Here is a 22,682-nt window from a genome sequence, read left to right as displayed (position 1 = left end):
CTCCTTGTTTCCGCAACGTGGAATTCGAGTTCCACTATCGGGTGATTCTACGCCCACCGGCGAATTCCTGCAGGGACTGTCTGGCGGGTGGCGAACTTGAGGGTTGGCGGAATGTTCATTTCGCTGAGCGAAAATGGGAAGGTGGGATGGGGGGTTGGAGCGGAGTGGTGTGCAGGTGCTGGATAAGGCCCTCAAGCTACTGGAGGAACTGGCACCCCGGCCCGGGCAGGAGGCGTGGGGTGTGGTGGAGCTGGCCCAGCGCACCCGCGTCCCGGTTGCCACCGCCCACAGGCTTCTCCAGGTGCTGAAGAAGCACCGCTTTGTGGCGCAAATGCCGGACAAACGGTACCGGCTGGGCTTGAGGCTCATGGAACTGGGCATGACGGTGTGGAGCAGTCTGGATGTCCGCGCGGTGGCGCGCCCGCACATGGAGCGCCTGGCGCGCGAACTGGAGGAGAGTATTTACCTGACCGTACGGGACGGGTGCGAAGGGGTGCACGTGGAGAAGGCGGAAAGTCCGCTGAACCTCCGTATCACGGAACCCATAGGGTTGCGGTTGCCCCTCTACCGGGGATCGTCGCGCCTGGTGATCCTGGCCTTCCTGGATCCTTCCACCGTCGAGGAGGTCATGTCGCGGGCGCTGCAGGAGGGGGATCTCACCGTGGAGGGGGCGGAGTCCGTGCGCTCACGGTTGCAGGAGATCCGGGCAGCAGGCTTTGCCGTGACTTCGGGTGAGGTGACCCGGGGGACCGCAGGAGTGGCGTTACCCATCATGGGACCTGGTGGAGAGCCGGTGGCTTCGCTCAGCGCGGCCGGGCCCGACTGGAGATACCCCGCCGACCGCCTGCCGGAGATCGTACGGCAGCTCCGCGAGGCCGTCCGCGACGTAGAAGAGACGTTTGGTATCGGACGCCCGTCCTGACCCGGACAGGCCCCACGCACCCAGGGAGGGCGCTGAACCGCGCAGCCTCGTGCTGCCGGGCCCTCCAGCAGGAGTTTCGGACTTGACGTCGAATACAGATACGGAATCAAGATTCCACCTTGCGAAAACAGGGGGCAGATGGGGTGAAGGGGCTTCCCGGAGGGCGTTACATACCGCTGGGCGAGGATCAGGTGGCGCTGATCCACGGTGCTGCCCTGGACGTATTGCAGCGGGTTGGGGTGGATGTGCCCGTGGCTGAAGCCCTCCACCTCTTCCGAGACCGGGGTGCAGCCGTGGAGGGGACGCGGGTGCGCCTCCCCGGCCGGTTGGTGGAGGACTGCCTGGCGGCGTCCCCGCGACGGGTGGTGCTGGGCGCCCGGGACCCCGCCTGGGATCTGGAACTGGAGGACCGGCGTGTCTACCTGGGGACCGGAGGGGCAGCGCTCACCATCCTCGACCTGGAGACCGGTGAACCCCGGCCGGTTGTCCTGGACGACCTGTCCCGCCTGGCGCGGCTGGTCGACGCCCTGCCCAACGTGCACTTCTTCCTGCGCCCCGCGGAGCCGGCCGATGTACCGGAGGAAATCGTTGACGTCGTCAAGTACTACGTCTGCCTGCAGAATACGGGGAAGCACGTCATCGGGTCGGCCCGGGATGCGGTGTCCGCCCGGGCCGTGGCGGACCTGGGGGCGGTGGTGGCGGGCGGCTGGGAAGAGCTGAGGCGGAGACCGGTGCTGTCATTCGTGTGTTCGTGGATGATCAGTCCGCTCCGCTTCTCCACCGATGTGACGGCGGTGGTGATGGAAGTGGCGCGCATGGGCCTGCCCGTCATCCTCTCCGCTGCGCCCATGGCCGGCTCCACCTCGCCGGTGACGCTGGCCGGGACGCTGGTGCAACTCCATGCCGAGCAACTGGCGGGCATCACCCTGGTGCAGATGGTCAAGCCGGGTGCCCCCACGATCTACGGGGCCGTACCCTCGCTGTGCAACATGCTGACCGGTGACTACGTGGGCGGGGGCATCGAGTTCGGTATGCTCAATGCGGCTGCCGCTCAACTGGCCCACCACGTGGGAGTGCCCGTCTACAACTCCGCGGGTCTGACCGACAGCAAGGAGCCCGACCTGCAGGCGGGGTACGAAAAGGGGTTCTCGCTCCTTCAAAGTGCGCTGGCCGGGGCCAACCTCATCCACCACGCGGCCGGGATGTTGGAGTCCATGCTTAGCATCGCATACGAGCAGTACGTCATCGACGACGAGTTGATCGGCATGACCCTCCGTGCCGTCCGGGGTATCGAGGTCGATCCGCCCCGGCTGGCCCTCGAGGCCATCGGCCGCGTCGGCCCCGGGGGCACCTATCTGACGGATCCTTCCACGACTTTCCACCTGCGCCAGGAGCTGTTCCTGCCCAGGCTGGCCGACCGACAGTCCAGAGCCACATGGGAGGAGGGCGGCCGGGCGGAGATCCGGTCGGAGGCGCGCGAGACGGTGCGCCAGATACTGCGCGACCATGCGCCCGCTCCCCTCGCCGAAGAGGTGGTGGCGGCGGCGTTGGGTCGATTCCCCTACTTGTCGGCCCGGGATGCGGGCCCGGGGGGGCCGGGCTGACATGGGACCGCCGGACCCTGCGGCGCCGAAGCGCGCCCCGCGCCCGTAAGCCATCCCGGGTCTGGCACCGGCACGGGGGCGGTCGGCACCGTGGGCGGGGAAGGGGGTGAGGGAGTGCTCGCATTCTTGAGGCAGCATTTGCGCGAGTTGGCCTTTTTGACCGTGGAGCACCTGCTCCTGGTGGTGGTAGCCATGGTGCTGGCGGTGATCACCGGCGTGATGGTGGGGATCCTGATCAGCCGGCGGGAATGGCTGGCCCGCCCCATCCTCTACCTGGCGGGCATCATCATGACTGTCCCCAGCGTGGCCATGCTGGGGCTGCTGCTGCCGGTGGTGGGCATCGGCAAGGTCCCCGCCGTCATTGCCCTGGTGCTTTACGGTCAGCTGCCCATCCTGCGCAACACGTATACGGGGATCAAGGGGGTCGAACCCGCCGTGCTGGAGTCTGCCCGGGGGATGGGGATGACCCCACTGCAGGTCCTGCGCCGCATCGAGCTACCCCTTGCCTATCCGGTCATCCTGACCGGCGTCCGGGTGGCGGTGGTGATGAACATCGGCATCGCCGCCATAGCCGCCTTCATAGGGGCCGGTGGTCTGGGGCGGTACATCTACTGGGGCATCGCCCGCACCAATGACCAGATGGTGATTGCCGGAGTGATATTCGTAGCGATCCTTGCCGTCGTCGTCGACTGGGTGCTGGGGAGGGTGGAAAGGCGGGCGGCGTCCGGCTGACCTCAGGTACCGGCCCACGCGGGCCGGTGGTGGGAAGGAGAGGTGGCGCACGTGATCCGACTGGAGGGCGTGACCAAGGTATACCCCGGGCAAGGCCGGCCGGCGGTGGACGAGCTGGACTTGGAGGTGGGGGCAGGGCAGGTCTGTGTCCTGGTTGGACCGTCGGGTTGCGGCAAGACCACCACTCTCAAGATGATCAACCGTTTGATTGAGCCCTCGGGCGGTCGCATCCTGATAGATGACCGCGATGTCACCCAGGTGGACCCGGTTGCCCTGCGACGCACCATCGGCTATGTGATCCAGGAGATCGGTCTTTTCCCACACATGACGGTGGCCGAGAACGTGGCCGTGGTGCCCAGGCTACTGAGATGGTCCCCTCCACGGATCAGGGACCGGACGGCCGAACTCCTCGAGCTGGTCGGGCTGGCCCCCGACGAATTCTCGGCCAAGTACCCGCGCCAACTGAGTGGGGGGCAGAAGCAGCGGGTGGGTGTGGCCCGGGCCCTGGCTGCCGACCCCCCTCTCCTGCTCATGGATGAGCCTTTTGGGGCCATCGACCCCATCACCCGGGAGCGCCTGCAGAACGAGTTCCTCGACATCCAGGGCAAGCTGCACAAAACGGTGGTGTTCGTCACCCATGACATCAACGAGGGGCTGAAGGTGGGCGACACCATCGCGGTGATGCGTGAGGGCCGGTTGGTACAGCACACGGGTCCCCGGGACCTGCTGGCCTGTCCCGCCGATGAATTCGTGGCCGATTTCGTGGGTGCCGACCGGGCGTTGAAACGTCTACACCTCATCCGGGTGGGAGAGGTCATGGAGGCGGACCCGGGGGCGTTGAGCCTGGCTTCCGGCTGCGGCGAGGCAGTGGAGAGGCTGCGCCGGGCGGGCCGGTCGTGGGCCTACGTGGTGGACGACGGAGGCAGGCTGGCCGGCTATGCCTCGGACGCCGACCTGGAACGGGGCGCGACCACGGTGAGAGAGGTGGTCCGCCGGGTCTCCACCACTGTCTACCCGGCGGCCACCGTGGCGGACGCGCTCACCGAGATGCTTACCTACGGGGTGGGGAGCCTGGGCGTGGTGGACGAGCGGGGCGTCCTCCGCGGTGTGATCTCACTTGCCCTGGTCCAGGACGTGCTGCAGGCTCCTTCGGGGGAAGAGGGGGCGGGCTGATGGGCTTCGTGGACTACATCCTAGCCAACCCCGCCGAGTTCCTGAAGCTGATCCGCCAGCACCTCGTCCTGGTGGGGGTAGCAGGCGCCTTCACCATAGCCATCGGGCTGCCCCTGGGGGTAACCCTGACGCGGCCTCGATTCCAGCGGGTGGCCGAGAGCGTGGTGGGGGTGGTCAACATCGGCCAGTCGGTACCCAGCCTGGCGGTGGTCGGCCTGGCGATGGGGCTGCTGGGTCTGGGGTTCCGGCCGGCCGCGTTCGCCCTGTTCCTGTACGGTCTCCTCCCCGTGGTGCGCAACACCATGACCGGCATACTGGAGGTGCCGGCGGCCGTCATCGAGGCGGCCCGCGGCATGGGCATGACTGCCGCGCAGGTGCTGCTGCGGATCGAGCTACCCCTGGCGATGCGCGTGATCCTGGCGGGTATCCGGGTGTCGCTGGTGGTCAACGTGGGCACCGCCGCCCTGGCCTTCCTCATCGGAGGGGGCGGCCTGGGCGACCTCATCTTCACCGGTATCGCCCTCATGGATACTCCCCTGGTGCTGGCCGGTGCGGTGCCCACGGCCATACTGGCGGTTGTGCTGGACGCGCTCATGGGCCTGGTGGAGAGAGTGGCTGCCCCGGCCGTGTAAGCCGCGGGCTCCCGATCCCGGGTGGCCCGGAGGCCGGGTGAAAAGGGCGAGGGGAGGGGGTGGAGCAAGGCGCAGGAAGGACCCGGAGGCGAGAGGGTGGGCGATTTCACGGAAAGGAGAGTGGGGAGATGAAAGGCCGTTGGCTGCTGTTTGCAATGCTTGCAGCCGTGCTCGTTCTGGCGGGATGCGGTGGGGGAACGGAAAAGCCCGCGGGCGAGCCCGCCCCCCAAAAGGTCGTGACGGTGGGGTCCAAGGAGTTCACCGAGCAACTCATCCTGGCCAAGGTCACCCAACTGGTCTTGGAAGATGCCGGATTCAAGGTGAACGATAAGTGCGGGCTGGGTGGCACCATGATCTGCCGCAACGCGTTGCTCAACGGTGGCATTGACGTTTACTGGGAGTATACGGGGACATGCCTGCTGGTGCAGCTCAAGCACGAGAAACCCATCACGGACCCCCAGGAGTGCTACCGCGTCGTCAAGGAAGAAGACCTCCAGAAGAACAACCTGGTCTGGCTGGGCATGGCCCCCTTCAACAACACCTATGTGCTCATGATGCGCAAGCCCGACGCCGAGCGGCTGGGCGTGAAGTCCCTGTCTGACCTGGCTGCTTACGTCAACGAGCACCCCAACGAGGTGCGTTTCGCCACCGACGCCGAATTCTTTGCGCGCCCGGACGGTTACCCCGCCCTGGAGAAACTATACGGGTTCAAGTTCCCGCCCGACAAGGTGATTAAACTGGACCCGGGGCTGGTCTACAAGGCCCTCTCGGAGAAACAGGTGGACGTGGCCATGGGGTTCGCCACCGATGCGCGTATCAAGGCCCTGAACCTGGTATCGCTGGAGGACGACAAGCAGTTCTTCCCAGTGTACAATCCCGCCCCGGTAGTGAGGAAGCCCGTAATGGAGAAGTACCCGGAGCTGGCCGACCTCCTCAACCCGGTGGCGGCCAAGCTCACGACGGAGGCGATGATCGCCCTGAACTATGCGGTGGACGTGGACCACAAGACGCCCGACCAGGCGGCGAGGGAGTGGCTCACGGCCGAAGGACTGACCAGGTGAGGTGAGGGTGTCAGAATGGGGGGGAGGCGCATGTACCAGTTTGCGCTCGGTACCAGGGTAATCGTGGGAGAGGACATCCTCTCGGATGTTGCTGCCCTGGTGCCGCCCCCTGCCCGCGTCCGGCGGAATTGCTCCTCGGACTGCGGGGTGATCGGGGTGGGTGTGATTGCCGACTCGGGTGCCTGGTGCCGGCAGCCCCTGGAAGCTATCTGCCGGGCCCTGGGGGGAGCCGGCCACCGGGTGGTGGTGTTCGCCAGAGTCGGTCGTGAACCCCACCTCGCCCTGGTCGCCGAGGGAGCGCGCTGGGCCCGTGAAGAGCAGTTGGGCACCCTGGTCGCCATCGGCGGGGGCTCTTCCCTGGACGCCGCCAAGGCCATCGCGCGTGAGGCCGGCATAACCGTGGCCTGTGCCGTACCGACAACGGCCGGCACCGGTTCTGAGGTGTCTCCCTGGGCGGTGGTCACCGATCCCGTCACCCGATCCAAGCTGAGCGTGGAGACGGGGGTAACGCCGGCTACTGCGTTGCTGGATGCCGGGCTCACCGTCAGCCTGGATGAGCGCACCACCCTGTTCACCGGGGTGGACGCCTTTAGTCACGCCGTGGAGGCGTATCTGAGCGCAGAAGCCAGCTCCCTCACCGATGCCTGGGCCCTGGCCGCGATTCAGATCGTGTCCGGACACCTGCCGCGGGTGCTGGCGGAACCGGAGTGCCTGGCTTCCCGCCGGGCCATGCTGGAGGCGAGCCTGATGGCGGGGGTGGCCATGCTCCATGCCGGGCTGGGGCTGGCCCACGCACTGGGGAACGTATACGGAGGCCTGTGTGACGGGCTCCCCCACGGTCTGGTGGTGGGCACGTTCCTCTACCCGGTGTTCCGGTTCAACTCCGGTGCCTTGCCCGAAAAGGCGGCCGCGGTCGAGAGGGAAGTGGAATCGGTAATGGATCTGTTCCGGCAGCATACCGCCCGCTGGGGCACCGGGGTACCCCTGCCGGTGCCCGCGGACAGGGAACTCCTGTTTGCGCGTGCCGCCAGGAATGTCAACGCCCGTACCAACCCGCGCCTCTTCGGGCCCGGGGACCTGGCCGACCTGGTCTCAACGGCTCTGGCCTCTTGATCCGGGGGGAAACCTCTATGGTGCTTCTGGTGGTGAGCAACCACGTGAGCGATCCCGAAAAGGGCCGCCGCGAGGGGGCAAGGCTGGGGCAGATCTGCGCCCGCATTGCTGCCGTGGAGTTCGAGGTGGTCCATTTTGCCTCCCTTCCCGCATGGTTGGAGCGTCACGGCCACCGGGTGCTGGGGATGATCTCGTGCGGCTTCCCGGACGACTACGCGAGCTTCGACCTGGAACGGCAGCGGCCGCAGATGGAATACATGCGGCGATCTGCCGTTCCCGTACTGGGGATCTGCGGCGGTCACCAGATCATGGCCATGGCCTTTTCCGGGGAGTGCGGGCCCATGGACCGGGGCGCCAGGGAGGAAGGCTTCAACAAGGTGTACAGGGCGGCCGGCGGGAACCAACTCGGGCCGGAGGCGTCGGGCAGGGTACGCGGGGAGGCCGGTCCCTGGGGCGCCCTCGACCGCGGGTTACCCGACTGCTTCGAGGTCTGGCAGGAGCATTACTGGGAAGTGAAGAGAGTTCCCGCCGGCTTCCGCGTCCTGCTCACGGGCGAGACCTGTCGCGTGCAGGGGGTACAGCATTGCGGACGGCCGTTGGGTGGTGTGCAGTTCCACCCAGAGAAGTCTGACCGGTCGCACCCCCATGGAGAGAGTATCATAGGCAATTTCCTGCAGTGGTGTGGGGTACGGCCCGGTCCCGTGGGGTGACAGGGTATGATCATCGTAGGGGAGAGGATCAACACCAGCAGAAAGCCGGTCGCGGCCCTGGTCGCCCGGCGGGACGCCGGGGCCGTCGTCCGGGAGGCAGCGCGGCAGCACGAGGCCGGTGCCAACTTCATCGACGTAAACGCGGGGACCCTGCTGGGCGAAGAGCCGGAGGCGTTGCGCTGGCTGGTTACCACCATCCAGGGAGCGGTGCCGGTGCCGCTGTGCCTGGACAGCCCGGATCCCGGGGTCATGGCGGTGGCGCTCGAGGTGCACCAGGGGAAGGCACTGCTGAATTCGATCACTGCCGAGCGTGAGCGCTTCCGGGCGGTGCTGCCTCTGGTGAAGCGATTCGGCTGTGGGGTGGTGGCGCTCTGTCTGGACGAAGCGGGTATGCCTTCCTCGGCGGAGGAGGCGGTGGAGAAGGGGAGCCGGCTGGTGGAGGACCTCCTGGAGGCGGGCGTGCCCGCGGGTGACATATACGTGGATCCCCTGGTGCGGCCGGTGAGCACCGATTCCTGCGCCGGTGTGGCGGTGGTGGAGGCGATCTCCATCCTGCGCCGGAAATACCCGGGGATCCACACCATTTGTGGCCTCAGCAATGTTTCCTTCGCGTTACCGGAGCGGCGCCTGCTCAACCGGGCTTTTCTGGTGGCGGCCATGACGGCCGGTCTGGACTCAGTCATCCTGGATCCCCTGGACGGCAGGCTGATGGGACTCCTGCGGGCGGCGGAGGCGGTGCTCGGTCGGGACGAGTACTGTAGCTGCTACCTGCGCGCCTACCGGGAAGGCAGGCTGGCGGGCAACTGAGTTCCCGCATGCTGAGATCCAGCCAGAACAGGTGGGTGGCGTTTTCTTTCGCCCTGCCCCGGACTCCTGCCCCGGGCGCGCTTGCTGCGAGGGGAGAACCGTTCCTGGTCAGGAGGGCGGCGACGCTGCGGCGCCGGAGCCTCCCCGGTGGGGAGCCGCGATGCTGCGGGTGGAGGAGCCCGGTGAGGAGCCCGGGTCGCGATGGTGGACTGCCGCGGGGCCGGTACCGCGGCTCAGATATGCCTCTACCTGTTCCAGCGTGCTGGAGGGACTGCAGAACAGCAGCAGCCGGTCGCCCGCCTGCAGCCGGGTGCGACCGTGGGGGATGAGCACCGTGCCCTCTCTGGTGACTGACACCAGCAGGCACTGGGCGGGCAGGTCCAGCTCGGCGAGGGACTTGCCCGCCGCGGGAGACGATGTCGGCAAGACCAGTTCCCGGAAGCCACCCTGATCCCGGGCCAGGTCGCGCAGGAGGTGCACCTTGCGGGACGTCTCCAGGCCGTGCATGGTGTGGGCGTTGTAGGCCCGCAGGACGTCATCGCGGCCCAGGATGCCTACCACCTGTCGGGGATCATCTCGGCTGACTACCGGCAGCATGCGGTAGTCGTACACGGCGAAAAGCCGCATGGCATCCTCCAGGCTCTGGTCCGGATACACGGTGACCACGGTGCGGGAACTGACCTCCCCCACGGGGAGATCTGCCTGTCCCGCCATCATGGCTTTGCGCAGGTCCTCGGCGGACACGATGCCCGCCAGGGCGCCCCGGTCGTCCACAACCACCACCGACTGATGCCGACGGGCGGAGATGCTGCGGTACACCTCGGCCACGGCCCGGGACGCGGGGACACCGCCGGTGAACTGGCGCTGAGCTCCACTGACGGCAATGCGCTCCGTGGGTCTGATCTCTGTCCCCCGTAAGATGACAATGCCCTTCCTGCTTAGCCTGACCGTGTACATGGAATCGCGGGCCAGGGAGCCGTAGACGAAGTAGCTCATGGCGCAGGCAGCGATGACCCCGGCCGTCATCTCGTAGTCTCCGGTGATCTCCAGGATGATGGTGATGGCGGTGAGGGGAGCCTGAGCGGCAGCGGCGAATACCGCACCCATCCCTGCCACGGCGTACGCCTGCGGGTGGGCCGCCAGTCCCGGCGCGAGCGAGTGCAGAACGGCGCCGAAGCTTCCTCCCAGCATGGTGCCCAGGTACAGGGAGGGAGCGAACACTCCCCCCGATCCCCCCGCCCCTATGGTGGCGAGGGTGGCCACGTACTTGGCTGCCAGCAATGAGAGAAACCCGGTCAGGGCAAGGTTCCCGGCCACCGCCCGCTGCATGGTGTCATACCCGACCCCCAGCACCTGGGGGGCTGCGAACCCGAAGAGCGCCAGCGCGAGTCCTCCCGCCAGCGATTTCACCAAGAAAGGCACCCGCCAGCGGCCGGAGACGGTCTCCACCAGGTCCAGGCCGCGGGCGTATGCCAGACCCATCAGGCCGGCCAGGGCGCCCAGGAGCAGCAGCAGCAACACCTCGGAGGGATGTCCCAGGCCGAAGGTGGCGGTGGGGAGCACCAGGTGGTTGCCCATGATGGCGTTGAAGGTCACGGTTCCCGTCACCGCCGCCACCAGCGTGGGCACTATAACGCCCATGGCGTAGCTGCCCAGCACCACTTCCATGCCGAACAGGGCACCGGCAACGGGAGCGTTGAAGGTGGCCGCTATCCCCGCGGCCGCGCCCGAGGCCAGGAGCAGGGAGAGGTACCGGTCAGAAAGCCGCAGCAGCTGCCCGATCACGGAGCCGAACGCGGCCCCGATGAGGGCTATGGGGCCTTCCTGGCCCACCGATCCACCCGCGCCGATGGTCACCGCCGGGGCCACAATGCCGAGGCCCGCCACCCGGGGACGGATGCGGCCGCCGCGCAGGGCGAGGGCCTCCAGCACCTGGGGGATACCGTGTCCCCTTACCTCGGGAGCGGCGTATTGAGAGATCGCGCCCACGACAAGGAGCCCCAGCAGGGGTGCCAGGAGCGGGAGATCGCCGCGGGGCGGCGGGAAGGCCGACAGCCATGGGACGAGGCCCAGGACGAGACGCATGCCGGCGGTCACCCACGCGATCATGAGGCGGAAGAGTACGGCTCCCAGGCCACCCACCACTCCCGTCAGCAGGGCGAGCGAGAGCAACAGCAAGAACTCACCCAGAGGCGAGGTCCCCAGGCCGCGCCACCGTTTGGCCTTTGACACAGGAATTGCAGGTCACCTCGATTCAGAGTGGCAGCCTTATATGGACGCCCGGCGGCGTCAAGAACAGGCCACGCAGGCGATTGGGGCTGAGCGCATCTACCATCCCGGCGGGTGGGCACACAGCCCCCGGTATCATCATCTGCCCGTAAATACTATACTGCCACCGATGCACACCGGCAAGGGTGAGTGGCAGCTACCGGATTTGGGCGCGGGGTACTACTGGTTCAACGTCAGCTGGAAGTGACACCCTACAGGATGCGGTAGACGGCCATCACCCGGCCCACCAGGGTGGGAGGCGGGGAGGAGTCCTGGGGCTGCCCGGTGACCGGATGGGCGAACAGGGGCGACGCCTCGGGGCCATAGTAGCGGAGCAGCACGGGCAGTTCTCCCGCAATGCCCAGCACGGTGTCCCCGGACTGAAGGGGAGCCTCGGGGTCCACGGCCAGGTGGTCGCCGGCCATGAAAAACGGGAAGTACTCTCCCGACAGCCAGTCCAGGGCAAACGCGCGCTCGCTGAGGTCCCGGCGGGGGAGGGAGCTGACTCCCGCCCACACCGGTCCCCCGTCGGGGCCCAGCCCGCGGGCGAGGGGGAGCAGATCGCTGGAATAGGGAACCCGGCGCTCCCTCACCCGGTTGGGCAGGGGTGAAGGGCGCCGCAACCTCTCCGGAAAAACCCCGGTGAGGACAGCTTTCTTGAACTCCTTGAACCCGCGGAAGCGGGCTTTGTGCAGCCAGTAATAGATGGACTTGGATTCGGCGTATCCCAGCTTCTGCGCTATTTCCGCCACCGTGATGGCCGGATTCTGCCGGACCATCTCCGCCACCTGTTCCAGCACGTCCAAGGGCGCCCATCCCCTCACGGCCAGGCTGGGTAATGATTACACCTGGGGGAGGGCATACCTTTACCCTTACTTGGTATCACCCCTCCATATTTTCGGTATCCAAAAAGATTGCCACGGTCACACGGGCCGGGGTGGGGGTGGAGTGCGCCCCACCAGCTCTGCGAGGAAAGCGCGGAAGGCCGGCCCCAGGTCGGCGCGCCCCAGGGCGAACTCCACGGTGGCCTTGAGGAAACCCAGCTTGTCTCCCACGTCGTACCGGGTGGCATGGGGACGGTAGGCATAAAGCGGTTGGTAGCGCGCGAGCTCGCGCAGGGCGTCGGTGAGCTGGATTTCTCCTCCGAAACCGGGTGGCTGCCGCTCCAGGATGTCGAATACCTCGGGGTCGAGCACGTAGCGCCCCACGATGGCCAGGTGGGAGGGAGCCTGCTCGGCGGGTGGTTTCTCCACCAGGTCGTGCACACGGTAAAGTCCCGGCGAGATCTCCTCGCCGCTCACCACTCCGTAGCGGGACACATCCTGCGGCGGCACGGGTACCACGGCGATCACGCTGGCCTGCACCCGGGCGGCCACATCCACCAGCTCGCCCAGGCAGGGGCGCTCTCCCACGAAAACCTCGTCCCCCAGGAGGACGGCGAAGGGCTCCCGGCCCACGTGGTGACGGGCCATGAGGACGGCGTGTCCCAGTCCTCGCGGCTCCGGTTGCCGGACGTAATGGACGAAGGCGCAGTCTTCCTGCTGGATCAGTTCCAGGAGGTAATCCTTGCTGCTCTGTCTCAGGTGGTTTTCCAGTTCGGGCGCGCGGTCGAAATGATCCTCGATGGCGCGCTTGTTCTTACCCGTCACCAGCAGGATGTCCCTGATCCCCGCCGAGAGGGCTTCCTCCACCACATACTGGATGATGGGCGTGTCCACCAGGGGCAGCATCTCCTTGGGTTGCGCTTTGGTGGCCGGCAAGAAGCGCGTTCCCAAACCCGCCGCCGGGATCACCGCCTTCTTGACCTGCATGATTCCTCCCCCTTCCGGTCGCCCCGCAGGGCCGGGCTTCATCCTGCCCTCTGCCGGCAGGGCACCGGGTAACTTGGCCATCCGGCATCGCCATTCCTGCCGCGGCTTGACCCCCGGACGGGGCATTGCTACACTGGGCGCAGTGAACGGGAGGGGGTGGACCTTTGCCCGAGGGTGCCCTGGGTGCTTCCCGGACGCGCCCCGCCGCAGCGACGGGTCTGTGCCTGCAGGACATCATCCACACGCTGCACGGCTTCTGGGCGGAGCAGGGGTGCCTGATCTGGCTGCCATACGACGTGGAGAAGGGGGCGGGCACCATGAACCCCGCCACCTTCCTGCGCGTGCTGGGCCCCGAACCCTGGCGGGTGGCCTACGTGGAGCCTTCCCGCCGTCCCGCCGACGGCCGGTACGGGGAGAACCCCAACCGCCTGTACCAGCACCTGCAGTATCAGGTGATCGTCAAGCCCTCGCCCGATGACATCCAGGAGCTCTACCTGGAGAGCCTGGAAGCGATTGGCCTGGATCGCCGCAGTCATGACATCCGTTTCGTGGAGGACAACTGGGAAGCGCCCACCCTGGGGGCATCGGGGCAGGGCTGGGAGGTCTGGGCCGACGGGATGGAGATCACCCAGTTCACCTACTTCCAGACGGTGGGAGGGGGCGAGTGCCGCCCGGTGGCGGTGGAGATCACTTACGGTCTGGAGCGGCTGGCTGCCTACATCCAGGGAGTCGATGAGGTCTACCGGGTGGCCTGGTCCCCCGACCTGTCTTATGATGCCCTTTTCCGGCAGAACGAGAAAGAACAGTCTCGGTACAGCTTCGAAGTGGCCGATGTAAACCTGATGCGCCAGCTCTTTGACGCCTACGAGGCGGAAGCAGCCCGCTGCCTGGACGCGGGGCTCCTCCTGCCCGCCTACGATTACGTGCTCAAGTGCTCCCATGTCTTCAACATCCTGGACGCCAGGGGGGCAGTGAGCCTGGGGGAACGCACCTCCTACCTGGCGCGGTGCCGCCACCTGGCCCGTCGTTGCGCGGACCTGTACCTGGAGCAGAGGCAAGCGGCGGGCTACCCCTGGCTGGACCCTGCGGGGAGGTAGGGCAGTGGATTTCGTGCTGGAAGTGGGGATGGAGGAGGCGCCGGCCCGCTTCCTGCCCCGCGCCCTCGAGCAACTGGGTGGGCGGGCCGGGCGGGCGCTGCAGGATGCGCGCCTGGGCTGGAGCTCGCTGTCCACGCTGGGGACGCCCCGCAGGCTGGTGCTCCTGGTGGAGGGGCTGCCGGAACGCCAGGAGCCGCGGGTGGTGAAGGCGAGGGGGCCTGCCCGCCGGGTAGCATTCGACGAGCACGGGAACCCGACCCGGGCGGCCCTGGGGTTTGCCGCCGCCCAGGGGGTGGGTCTGGAGGAACTGATCGTGGAGGATACCCCCGGGGGCGAGTACGTTTTCGCCTGCCGCCAGGAGGAGGGTAGCCCTACCCTCGAGGTGCTGGCGACCATCGTGCCGCAGATACTGGCGGACCTGGAGTTCCCGCGCATGATGCGGTGGGGCTCGGGGGAGTACCGGTTCGTGCGGCCCGTGCGCTGGGTACTGGCCCTGCTCGACGATCTGGTCGTGCCCTTCTCTTTCGCCGGTGTACATAGTGGGCGTACCATGCGGGGACACCGGGCACTGCATCCCGCCCCGGTCGAGGTCGCCCATGCCCGGGGATACCTGGAGGCTGCTGCAGCAGCCGGCGTGGTTCCCGACCCCACCCTCCGGCGGCAGCGGATCAGAGAACAGGTGGAGCGAGCCGCGACCCACCTGGGTGGAAGACCCCTGGAAGACGAGGAGTTGGCGGAAGAAGTAACCTTTCTGGTGGAACACCCCACCGCCGTGGGGGGGCGTTTTCAGGCCGAATACCTGTCCTTGCCCCGCGAGGTGATCATCACCGTGCTCCGCCACCACCAGCGCTTTTTCGCTGTCGGTGCGGATGATCGCCAGCGGCTGCTTCCCGCATTCATCGGCGTTCGGGATGGAGGAGTAGAGGGCATCGAGACCGTGCGGTCAGGTTACGAACGGGTGGTGCAGGCCAGGCTGGCCGACGCCCGCTTCTTCTACGCGGAGGATCTCAAGGTACCCCTGGAACGCTGGGGTGAATCCCTGGCCGGGATGGGTTTCCTGGAGGACATGGGCACCCTGCAGGACAAGGTGGCCCGCATGGAGATGCTGGCCGGTTTCCTGGCCTACTCCTTTGGCCTGGATGAGCAACTGACGGGAGTTTGCCGGAGGGCGGCGCGGCTCTCCAAGGCCGATCGGGCCACCCACATGGTGAGAGAGCTGCCCGAACTGGAGGGCATCATGGGCAGGGAGTATGCCCTGCGCTCGGGCGAGGAGGGACCGGTGGCAGAAGCCATCCGGGAGCACTATCTCCCCCGCTTTGCCCAGGACGAATTGCCCTCGTCCCTGGCCGGCATGGTGGTGAGCCTGGCCGACCGGCTGGACACCCTGGTGGGTGCCTTCTCTGCCGGCCTGGAGCCCAGCGGATCCCAGGACCCTTACGGTTTGCGGCGGGCGGCCTACGGGCTGGTGCGCATCCTGTGGGCGGCCGGGCTGAGGCTCTCGCTGGGCTGGGCCATTGAGGAATCCCAGGCTACGTACCGGCAGGTGCTGGGGCGGGCGGATCTGGCGGACGGAGAGCAGGCGGAGCGGGTGAAGGAATCCCTGCTGGAATTCCTGCGGCAGCGAGTCCGCAACCTGTTCGGGGAGCAGGGCATCCGGCCCGATTTCATCGACGCCGTGGTGGGATGCACCGACGACGTGAGCGATGGCTGGAACCGCGCCCTCGCCCTGCAGGAGGCCAAGGATTTCCCGGAGTTCACCGACGCCCTGGCCGCCTTCCGGCGGGCAGCCACCCTGGCGGAGAGAGCCGAGGGCGACGCGGTGGAGCCGGCCCTGCTACGGGAAGCCCCCGAGCGCCAGCTATGGGAGGCATTCCTGGCCTGCAGTCCTGCCGCCCGTGCCCACGCCGGCGCAGGTGACTGGAGACGCTTTCTGGCCACGGTGGCCACCCTGCGGCCTGCCGTCGACACCTTCCTGGACCGGGTCCTGGTGATGGCGCCCGAAGAGCCCCTGCGCCGCAACCGGCTGGCCCTGCTGCGCCGCCTGGCCGACCTCTTCGGCCTGCTGGGAGACCTCTCCCGCGTCCTCGTCGTGTAACGGTCGGCGCTGTGCCCCAGGCCCCGCCCCCAGCCCCCTGGCCCCCGCCGTGCGGGCCCGCATCCTGCGCTGCACCGCGGGCCCTGACCTGCGCATCGTGCAGCATCGCTGGGCCGCCTCCAGAAAATGGGCCCAGGGAGGATGGGAGGGGTCGGCGGCGAAATAGGTGAAGTACGTGGCGGGTGGTGGTCCGGTGGACGACGGAGAGGGGATCCGAACCCTCATCTTTGTGGTTTCCGATTCCCTGGGTGAGACGGCGGAGCTGGTGGCGCGGGCAGCGGCCATCCAGTTCGATTCGCACCGTATGGAGTTCATGCGCGTCCCCTACGTGGAGGACGCCCGCGTCCTCATGGGGGTCTTCGAGCACGCGCGCACCCGACCCAGCCTGCTGGTCTATACGCTGGTGCGTCCCGACCTGCGGAAGCTGGTGCAGGAACAATCCCGGCAGCTGGGCATCCCGGCGGTGGATGTGTTGGGACCCCTGCTGGAAGCCATGCAGAAGGTGGCGGGTTTCCCGCCCCGTCTGCAACCAGGGCTCATCCGGCAGCTCGACGAAGCGTACTTCCGCCGCATCGAAGCGGTAGAGTTCGCCGTGAAATACGACGACGGCCGCGACCTGAGGGGGCTGGGGCGGGCCGACCTGGTTCTGGTGGGCGTGTCACGGACCTCCAAGACTCCCGTCAGCCTTTACCTGGCCCAGCGCGGTTACAAGGTGGCCAACGTTCCCCTGGTGCCCGAGATCCCCCTGCCCGCCGAGTTGCAGGCCCTTCCCCGGGGCAGGGTGGTGGGGCTGACCATCGCGCCGGAGTCCCTGTGTGCCATCCGTAGCGAACGGGTGAAGGCCATGGGGCTCAACGGACCCGCCCGCTACGCTGATCCGGACCGGGTGAGGGAAGAGCTGGCATATGCGCGGGAGGTCTTCCGGCAGCTGGGATGCCCCGTGGTGGAGGTCACCTACCGGGCGATCGAAGAGACGGCGAACCGGGTGCTGGAGGTCACCAGACCTTTCAGGGAGGAGGAGAAGTTTGAGTAGGCAGGCGGAAGACCGCTACGTGTACATGTTCGAGGAGGGCCGGGACTCCTGGCGGGACCTTTTGGGTGGTAAGGGGGCCGGGCTGGCGGAGATGACCCGCATCGGCCTTCCCGTGCCGCCGGGGTTCACCATCACCACCCGGGCCTGCACCACCTATTACCGGCTGGGGAAGAGCCTTCCAACCGGTCTCTGGGAGGAGACCCGGGCGGCCATGGCCAGGCTGGAAGAGAAGGCGGGCAGGAGGTTCGGGGATCGGGTGCGGCCGCTGCTGGTCTCGGTGCGCTCGGGAGCGCCCGTTTCCATGCCCGGGATGATGGACACCATCCTGAACCTGGGCCTCAACCAGTACACGGTGGCCGGTCTGGGTGCCGAGACGGACCCCGGCTTCGCCTGCGACTGCTACCGCCGCTTCATTCAGATGTTCGGCAACGTGGTTCTCAAGATGGAGCACCGGCGCTTCGAAGAGCTGCTGGAGGCCAAGAAGCGGGCGCTCGGGGTGGAGCAGGATCAGCTGATGCCCCCCGCCGCCTGGCAGGAACTGGTGGAGGATTACCTGGCGCTGGTGGAGAGGGAGACGGGTGAACCGTTCCCGCAGGATCCGTGGGATCAACTGCGCCGGGCCATCGGGGCGGTCTTCGAGTCGTGGGACAACCCGCGGGCCCGGGTGTACCGCCGCGTCAACCGCATCCCCGACGACCTGGGTACGGCGGTGAACGTCCAGGCCATGGTGTTTGGCAACCTGGGCGAGCAGTCGGCCACTGGCGTCATGTTCACCCGCAACCCCTCCACGGGGGAGAAGCAGGTGTACGGGGAATACCTGGTACAGGCCCAGGGCGAGGACGTGGTGGCGGGGTTGCGTACTCCTCAACCCCTGGGGCGGATGGAGGAGGAAATGCCGGCCACCTACCGCCAGGTGCTGGAGGTGGCCCGCCTGCTCGAGCAGCATTACCGTGACGTTCAGGACATTGAGTTCACCGTGCAGGAGGGAAGGCTCTACGTGTTGCAGACCCGGTCGGCCAAGCGCACCGCCCGGGCCGCCATCCGCACCGCCGTGGACATGGTGCGGGAGGGTCGCGTCACCCGCGAAGAAGCGCTCATGCGGGTTGAGCCCGCCCAGGTGGTGCAGATGCTGCACCGGGGCGTCGCCCCCGACGCCAGGGTGTCCCCCCTGGCGCAGGGACTCCCCGCTTCACCGGGCGCGGCCTCAGGCAGGGTGGTGTTCGATGCCGACCGCGCCGAGGCCTTGGGCAGCCAGGGCGAGGCTGTCATCCTCGTGCGGCCGGAGACAACCCCGGACGACATGCACGGTATCGTGCAGGCCCGGGGCATCCTCACCAGCCGGGGCGGGATGACCTGCCACGCTGCCATCGTGGCCCGCCACATGGGCAAGCCCTGCGTGGTGGGGTGCGAGGCCATCCGCATCGACCTGGACAGGCGCGAGTTCTGGGTGGGCAAGACCCGCCTGGCCGAGGGGGACGTCATTTCCATCGATGGTGCCACGGGGCGGGTCTTCGCCGGTGAAGTTCCCCTGGTGGACCCGGAGTTGGGCGCGGAGTTTCTGGAGCTTCTGGCCTGGGCTGACGAGACCAGGCAGCTGGGGGTGCGGGCCAACGCCGACACCCCGCAGGATGCCCGCCGCGCCCGCGAGTTCGGTGCGGCCGGCATCGGGCTGTGCCGGACCGAGCACATGTTCATGGCCCCGGACCGCCTGCCGGTGGTACAGGAGATGATCATGGCGGAGACGGAGGAGGAAAGGCGGGCTGCCCTGGACCGCCTCCTGCCCATGCAGGAAGGAGACTTCTACCAGATCCTGCGTACCATGGCGGGCCTGCCTGTCACCATCCGGCTCCTGGACCCGCCTTTGCACGAGTTCGTGCCCCGCATCGAGGAGCTGGTGGAGCGGGTCCGCGAGCTTCGCGCCCGGGTGGCAGGCCAGGCTGCGCAGGTAGCAGGCGATAGCACCGGTGCAGCGGCAGGTGCCGCGTCTGATCGCGCCGGAGTCCACGACCGTCGGGACGGGGTGACGGTGGAGCTGGTGCGGGCGGAGAGGTTGCTGCGCCGGGCCAGGGCGCTGCAGGAAGCCAACCCCATGCTGGGGTTCCGCGGATGCCGGCTGGGCATACTTTACCCCGAGATTTACGAGATGCAGGCGCGCGCCATCTTCGGGGCCACCGCCCGCCTGGTGAAGGAAGGAGTGGATGCCCGGCCCGAGGTCATGATCCCGGTGGTGGGCATCGCCCGCGAGCTGGAGGTACTGCGGGAACTGGTGGAGCGGGTGGGGCGCCAGGTCATGGCCGCCGGCGGGGTGACCTTCCCCCTGGTGGTGGGCACCATGATCGAGGTACCGCGCGCGTGCCTGACAGCAGGGGACATTGCCCGCCACGCCGACTTCTTCTCTTTCGGCACCAACGACCTGACTCAGACCACCTTCGGGTTCTCGCGAGATGACGCCGAGGCCAAGTTCCTGCCCCAGTATGTGGAAAGGAAGCTGGTTCCGGAGAACCCCTTCATGACCCTGGACGAGCCGGGGGTCGGCCGCCTTATGGCCATGGCCGTGCAGGAGGGACGGGCCGTGTGTCCCCAGCTTAAGGTGGGCATCTGCGGGGAGCACGGGGGTGATCCCGCCTCCATAGACCTGTGTCATCGCCTGGGGCTGGATTACGTCAGCTGCTCCCCCTTCCGCGTGCCCGTGGCCCGGCTAGCAGCGGCCCGGGCAGCCATCCGCAACCGGGAGCGGGCGGGAGGTGATTGACCTGGGAGTGTCCGGGCCAGACCGGGTGCGAGAAACAACGGAAGAACTGGAGGAGCGGGTACTCTCTGCGCGGGCGACCCTGAGCAGCCGCAGCCGGGGTCGCCCGCGCCCCGAGCCGTCCTGCCCGGTGCGCACCGCCTTCCAGAGGGATCGTGATCGCATCATCCACTCGAAGGCTTTCCGGCGTCTCAAGCACAAGACCCAGGTTTTCATCGCCCCCGAGGGCGACCACTACCGCACCCGCCTCACCCACACCCTGGAGGTGGCGCAGATCGCCCGCACCATTGCCCGGGGGCTGCGCCTCAACGAAGACCTCACCGAGGCCATCGCCCTGGGGCACGACCTCGGACACACCCCCTTCGGCCACGCCGGGGAAGAGGTGCTGCAGGCCCTGCACCCCGGCGGTTTCCGGCACAACGAGCAGGGGCTGCGCGTGGTGGACGTGCTGGAAAACGGAGGCCAGGGCCTCAACCTCACCTGGGAGGTGCGGGACGGCATCCTCTGTCATGTCCCCGACCGCCAGCCCGCCACCCCCGAAGGAGAGGTGGTGCAACTGGCGGACCGCATCGCCTTCCTGAACCACGACATCGACGATGCCATCCGCGGTGGGGTGCTGGCGCCCGGTGACCTGCCACCGTCCTGCCTGCAGGTGCTGGGCAGCACCCATTCTGAGCGCATCGCCACCATGGTGCGGGACGTCATCGCCACCTCGTGGGAGTCGGAGCGGGTGGAGATGAGTACCGCCGTGACCGAGGCCACCGAGGAGCTTTACCGGTTCATGTTCGCCCGCGTCTATACCGAACGCACGGTGGCCAAGCGGGAGGAGGCCAAGGCCCGGCGCATGCTGGAGATGCTGTACCGGTACTACCTGGACCGCCCCGGCGAGGTCTACGGGGGCGCGGGTCCGCCCCCCGGTGAAGACGTGGATACAGCGGTGCGTGATTACGTGGCGGGCATGACCGACCGGTTTGCCATTGCCCAGTATTGTCGCCTGTTTCTCCCTGCTCCCTGGGGACGTCCCCTATGAGGGCAGGTCTGGATTCCGCATTCTTAGACCAGGTGCGTGCCCGGTCCGACATAGTGGACGTGCTGGGTGAGTACCTGGACCTCAAGAAGGCCGGCAAGAACTACGCGGGCCTGTGCCCGTTCCACCCCGACCGCCGGCCTTCCCTGAGCGTTTCTCCCGAACGGCAGATGTTTTACTGTTTTGCCTGCGGGGCGGGCGGGGATGTGTTTGCCTTCGTGATGAAGCGAGAGGGCCTGCCCTTCCTGGAGGCAGTGCGGCTCCTGGCCCGGCGGGCCGGTATCCCCTGGCCGGAACGTCATCTCACCCCCGCGGAGGAAGCGCGCGCCCGCCACCGGCGTCGCCTTCTGGATGCCCTCGCCCTGGCAGCTGACTTCTTCGCTGCCCGGCTGCAGGGTATCGAGGGGGCGCGAGCGCGGACCTACCTCGGGCAGCGGGGAATCGGGGAAGAGACGGTACGGCGCTTCGGACTGGGATACGCACCGGCGTCCTGGGATGCCCTGGTTAAGTTCCTGGGCCGGCAGGGTTTTGCCGAACAGGAACTGGCCGAATCCGGACTGGCCGTGCCCCGGGAGACGGGAGGAGTATACGACCGCTTCCGCCACCGCCTCATGTTCCCCATCTGGGACGTGCACGGGCAGGTGATTGGATTCGGGGGACGGGCGCTGGACGATGCCGAGCCCAAATACCTCAACTCTCCCGAAAGCCCGGTGTTCCAGAAGGGGAGTACCTGGTACGCCCTTCACCTGGCCCGGGAGACCATCCGGCGGGAGCAGCAGGCGGTGGTGGTAGAGGGGTACATGGACGTCATCGCCGCCCACCAGGCCGGATTCGCGTCCGTGGTGGCGTCCATGGGTACCGCCTTCACCCGCGAGCAGGCCCGGTCGCTGCAGGGGTACTGCCCCGCGGTGGTCATCTGCTACGACGCGGACGCAGCCGGACAGAGTGCCACCTGGCGCAGCCTGGAGATCCTGCGGGACCTGGGGATGCGGGTGTACGTGGCCGCGCTGCCCGAAGGGCACGACCCCGACTCCCTGATCCGCCGGGAAGGCCGGGAGGCCCTGGCACGCGTGCTGGAGCAGGCGCTTCCTCTCGTTCAGTTTCGCATCGAGGCGGCTTCCCGTCAGGCCACCACGGTAGAAGGAAAATTGCAAGCGGTAGCGAACATCATTCCGGTGTTGGCCGATCTCTCCAGCCCCGTCGAGCGGGAGGAGTACGTTCGGGAGGCGGCGCGACGCCTGGGGGTGTCCGAGGATGCCCTGTGGCAGGAGCTGAGGGCATACGGGCGTCAGCGCCGCAGGCATAAAGGCCAGGGGGTCAGGGAAAGAATAGCAGAAATGAACGAGTCTGGAAGGAGCCCGGCCCTGGTCAAAGCGGAGGAGATGCTGGTACGGCTCATGCTCGAAGACCCGGGAAAGGTGGAAAGGGTGCAGGTACGCATCAGTGCGGAGGAGTTCCGGCATCCGGTCTGGCGGGAACTGGCGACGGCGGCAATGGAAGTGGCCGCAGGGGCGGTTCCTCCCGGGACCCCGGCCGCCGGCGTGGCGCCGGCACCCGAGGTATTCGCCGCCGGTCTGGCGGCCGGGCTGCAGAGCGAACAGGCCCTGAGCGCGCTCGCGCGCATCCAGGTGGAAAGCTTCTACTGCGCGGATCCGGACCGGGCCCTGGAAGATTGCCTGGCGTTGCTGGAAGGCGAGCGCAGTCGCCGGCGTCTGGAGGAACTGGGGGCACAGATCAGGGAGTACGATGAAAGGAAGGAGCCGGTGCCCGCAGCCATCCTGGAGGAGTACCAGGAACTGGTGAGGGCGGTGCCGGGTCGGAGACGGGCCGGGAAGGAGGGATGACGGG

At 67.6% G+C, this 22,682-nt stretch carries 18 protein-coding genes; 15 read left to right on the top strand and 3 right to left on the bottom strand.

All coding sequences use genetic code 11. From position 1 onward, the window contains the following. Nucleotides 1-154 precede the first annotated feature (154 nt). From QME70_02820 to QME70_02780, 9 genes are all read left to right on the top strand, one after another. Nucleotides 155-922, top strand: coding sequence for an IclR family transcriptional regulator (locus tag QME70_02820; GenBank protein MDI6893541.1), 768 nt, complete (start codon nucleotides 155-157; stop codon nucleotides 920-922). A gap of 143 nt (nucleotides 923-1,065) precedes the next feature. Then, nucleotides 1,066-2,526 (top strand): trimethylamine methyltransferase family protein, encoded by a 1,461-nt coding sequence (locus tag QME70_02815; GenBank protein MDI6893540.1) that lies wholly within the window; start codon nucleotides 1,066-1,068, stop codon nucleotides 2,524-2,526. Between the two features lie 114 nt (nucleotides 2,527-2,640). Continuing rightward, nucleotides 2,641-3,258, top strand: a complete 618-nt coding sequence (locus QME70_02810) for an ABC transporter permease (protein ID MDI6893539.1) — start codon at nucleotides 2,641-2,643, stop codon at nucleotides 3,256-3,258. Between the two features lie 51 nt (nucleotides 3,259-3,309). Next, nucleotides 3,310-4,431 carry a betaine/proline/choline family ABC transporter ATP-binding protein gene (locus tag QME70_02805; GenBank protein MDI6893538.1) on the top strand — a complete coding sequence of 374 codons (1,122 nt, stop codon included), beginning with the start codon at nucleotides 3,310-3,312 and terminating at the stop codon, nucleotides 4,429-4,431. Next, nucleotides 4,431-5,063, top strand: coding sequence for an ABC transporter permease (locus QME70_02800; protein MDI6893537.1), 633 nt, complete (start codon nucleotides 4,431-4,433; stop codon nucleotides 5,061-5,063). Before QME70_02805 ends, QME70_02800 begins: the two co-directional genes overlap by 1 nt. A 128-nt stretch (nucleotides 5,064-5,191) precedes the next feature. Then, nucleotides 5,192-6,124 carry a glycine betaine ABC transporter substrate-binding protein gene (locus QME70_02795; GenBank protein MDI6893536.1) on the top strand — a complete coding sequence of 311 codons (933 nt, stop codon included), beginning with the start codon at nucleotides 5,192-5,194 and terminating at the stop codon, nucleotides 6,122-6,124. 30 nt (nucleotides 6,125-6,154) lie between these two features. Then, a complete protein-coding gene (locus QME70_02790) occupies nucleotides 6,155-7,237 on the top strand; it encodes an iron-containing alcohol dehydrogenase (GenBank protein MDI6893535.1) in 1,083 nt (360 codons plus the stop codon). Between the two features lie 17 nt (nucleotides 7,238-7,254). Continuing rightward, entirely contained in the window at nucleotides 7,255-7,947 is a 693-nt protein-coding gene (locus QME70_02785) for a gamma-glutamyl-gamma-aminobutyrate hydrolase family protein (GenBank protein MDI6893534.1), read from the top strand. 6 nt (nucleotides 7,948-7,953) lie between these two features. Continuing rightward, on the top strand, nucleotides 7,954-8,754 hold the full coding sequence (locus tag QME70_02780; protein ID MDI6893533.1) for a methyltetrahydrofolate cobalamin methyltransferase: 801 nt from the start codon (nucleotides 7,954-7,956) through the stop codon (nucleotides 8,752-8,754). A gap of 108 nt (nucleotides 8,755-8,862) precedes the next feature. Here the strand turns inward: QME70_02780 and QME70_02775 are convergent, their stop codons facing one another. From QME70_02775 to galU, 3 genes are all read right to left on the bottom strand, one after another. Further along, nucleotides 8,863-10,986 (bottom strand): chloride channel protein, encoded by a 2,124-nt coding sequence (locus tag QME70_02775; GenBank protein MDI6893532.1) that lies wholly within the window; start codon nucleotides 10,984-10,986, stop codon nucleotides 8,863-8,865. A gap of 248 nt (nucleotides 10,987-11,234) precedes the next feature. Beyond that, nucleotides 11,235-11,828 (bottom strand): hypothetical protein, encoded by a 594-nt coding sequence (locus QME70_02770; protein ID MDI6893531.1) that lies wholly within the window; start codon nucleotides 11,826-11,828, stop codon nucleotides 11,235-11,237. A gap of 117 nt (nucleotides 11,829-11,945) precedes the next feature. Further along, nucleotides 11,946-12,833 (bottom strand): UTP--glucose-1-phosphate uridylyltransferase GalU, encoded by an 888-nt coding sequence (galU, locus tag QME70_02765; protein ID MDI6893530.1) that lies wholly within the window; start codon nucleotides 12,831-12,833, stop codon nucleotides 11,946-11,948. A 218-nt stretch (nucleotides 12,834-13,051) separates the two neighbouring features. Between galU and glyQ the strand changes: the two genes are divergently transcribed. From glyQ to dnaG, 6 genes are all read left to right on the top strand, one after another. Then, nucleotides 13,052-13,930 carry a glycine--tRNA ligase subunit alpha gene (gene glyQ, locus QME70_02760; protein ID MDI6893529.1) on the top strand — a complete coding sequence of 293 codons (879 nt, stop codon included), beginning with the start codon at nucleotides 13,052-13,054 and terminating at the stop codon, nucleotides 13,928-13,930. Nucleotides 13,931-13,934: 4 nt separating this feature from the next. Continuing rightward, nucleotides 13,935-16,025, top strand: a complete 2,091-nt coding sequence (glyS, locus tag QME70_02755) for a glycine--tRNA ligase subunit beta (GenBank protein MDI6893528.1) — start codon at nucleotides 13,935-13,937, stop codon at nucleotides 16,023-16,025. A gap of 166 nt (nucleotides 16,026-16,191) precedes the next feature. Further along, nucleotides 16,192-17,058 carry a pyruvate, water dikinase regulatory protein gene (locus QME70_02750; protein MDI6893527.1) on the top strand — a complete coding sequence of 289 codons (867 nt, stop codon included), beginning with the start codon at nucleotides 16,192-16,194 and terminating at the stop codon, nucleotides 17,056-17,058. After that, complete coding sequence (gene ppdK / locus QME70_02745; GenBank protein MDI6893526.1) at nucleotides 17,051-19,810, top strand: pyruvate, phosphate dikinase; 2,760 nt, start codon at nucleotides 17,051-17,053, stop codon at nucleotides 19,808-19,810. The genes QME70_02750 and ppdK overlap by 8 nt, the downstream gene beginning before the upstream one ends. Continuing rightward, nucleotides 19,803-20,837, top strand: a complete 1,035-nt coding sequence (locus tag QME70_02740; GenBank protein MDI6893525.1) for a deoxyguanosinetriphosphate triphosphohydrolase — start codon at nucleotides 19,803-19,805, stop codon at nucleotides 20,835-20,837. The genes ppdK and QME70_02740 overlap by 8 nt, the downstream gene beginning before the upstream one ends. Beyond that, nucleotides 20,834-22,678 carry a DNA primase gene (gene dnaG / locus QME70_02735; protein ID MDI6893524.1) on the top strand — a complete coding sequence of 615 codons (1,845 nt, stop codon included), beginning with the start codon at nucleotides 20,834-20,836 and terminating at the stop codon, nucleotides 22,676-22,678. Before QME70_02740 ends, dnaG begins: the two co-directional genes overlap by 4 nt. The last annotated feature ends 4 nt before the right edge of the window (nucleotides 22,679-22,682 follow it).

The sequence above is a fragment of the Bacillota bacterium genome (assembly GCA_030019365.1).
GTDB lineage: Bacteria > Bacillota > Sulfobacillia > JACIYH01 > JACIYH01 > JACIYH01.
Note: the sequence above shows the minus strand (reverse complement) of the source record. Positions and strands in the feature narration are given on the sequence as shown.

Excerpts from the sequence above, each read along its gene's own strand:
- QME70_02800 (MDI6893537.1), top strand. The coding sequence starts at position 4,431 with ATGGGCTTCGTGGACTACATCCTAGCCAACCCCGCCGAGTTCCTGAAG.
- QME70_02795 (MDI6893536.1), top strand. The coding sequence starts at position 5,192 with ATGAAAGGCCGTTGGCTGCTGTTTGCAATGCTTGCAGCCGTGCTCGTT.
- QME70_02790 (MDI6893535.1), top strand. The coding sequence starts at position 6,155 with ATGTACCAGTTTGCGCTCGGTACCAGGGTAATCGTGGGAGAGGACATC.
- QME70_02785 (MDI6893534.1), top strand. The coding sequence starts at position 7,255 with ATGGTGCTTCTGGTGGTGAGCAACCACGTGAGCGATCCCGAAAAGGGC.
- QME70_02780 (MDI6893533.1), top strand. The coding sequence starts at position 7,954 with ATGATCATCGTAGGGGAGAGGATCAACACCAGCAGAAAGCCGGTCGCG.
- galU (MDI6893530.1), bottom strand. The coding sequence starts at position 12,833 with ATGCAGGTCAAGAAGGCGGTGATCCCGGCGGCGGGTTTGGGAACGCGC.
- dnaG (MDI6893524.1), top strand. The coding sequence starts at position 20,834 with ATGAGGGCAGGTCTGGATTCCGCATTCTTAGACCAGGTGCGTGCCCGG.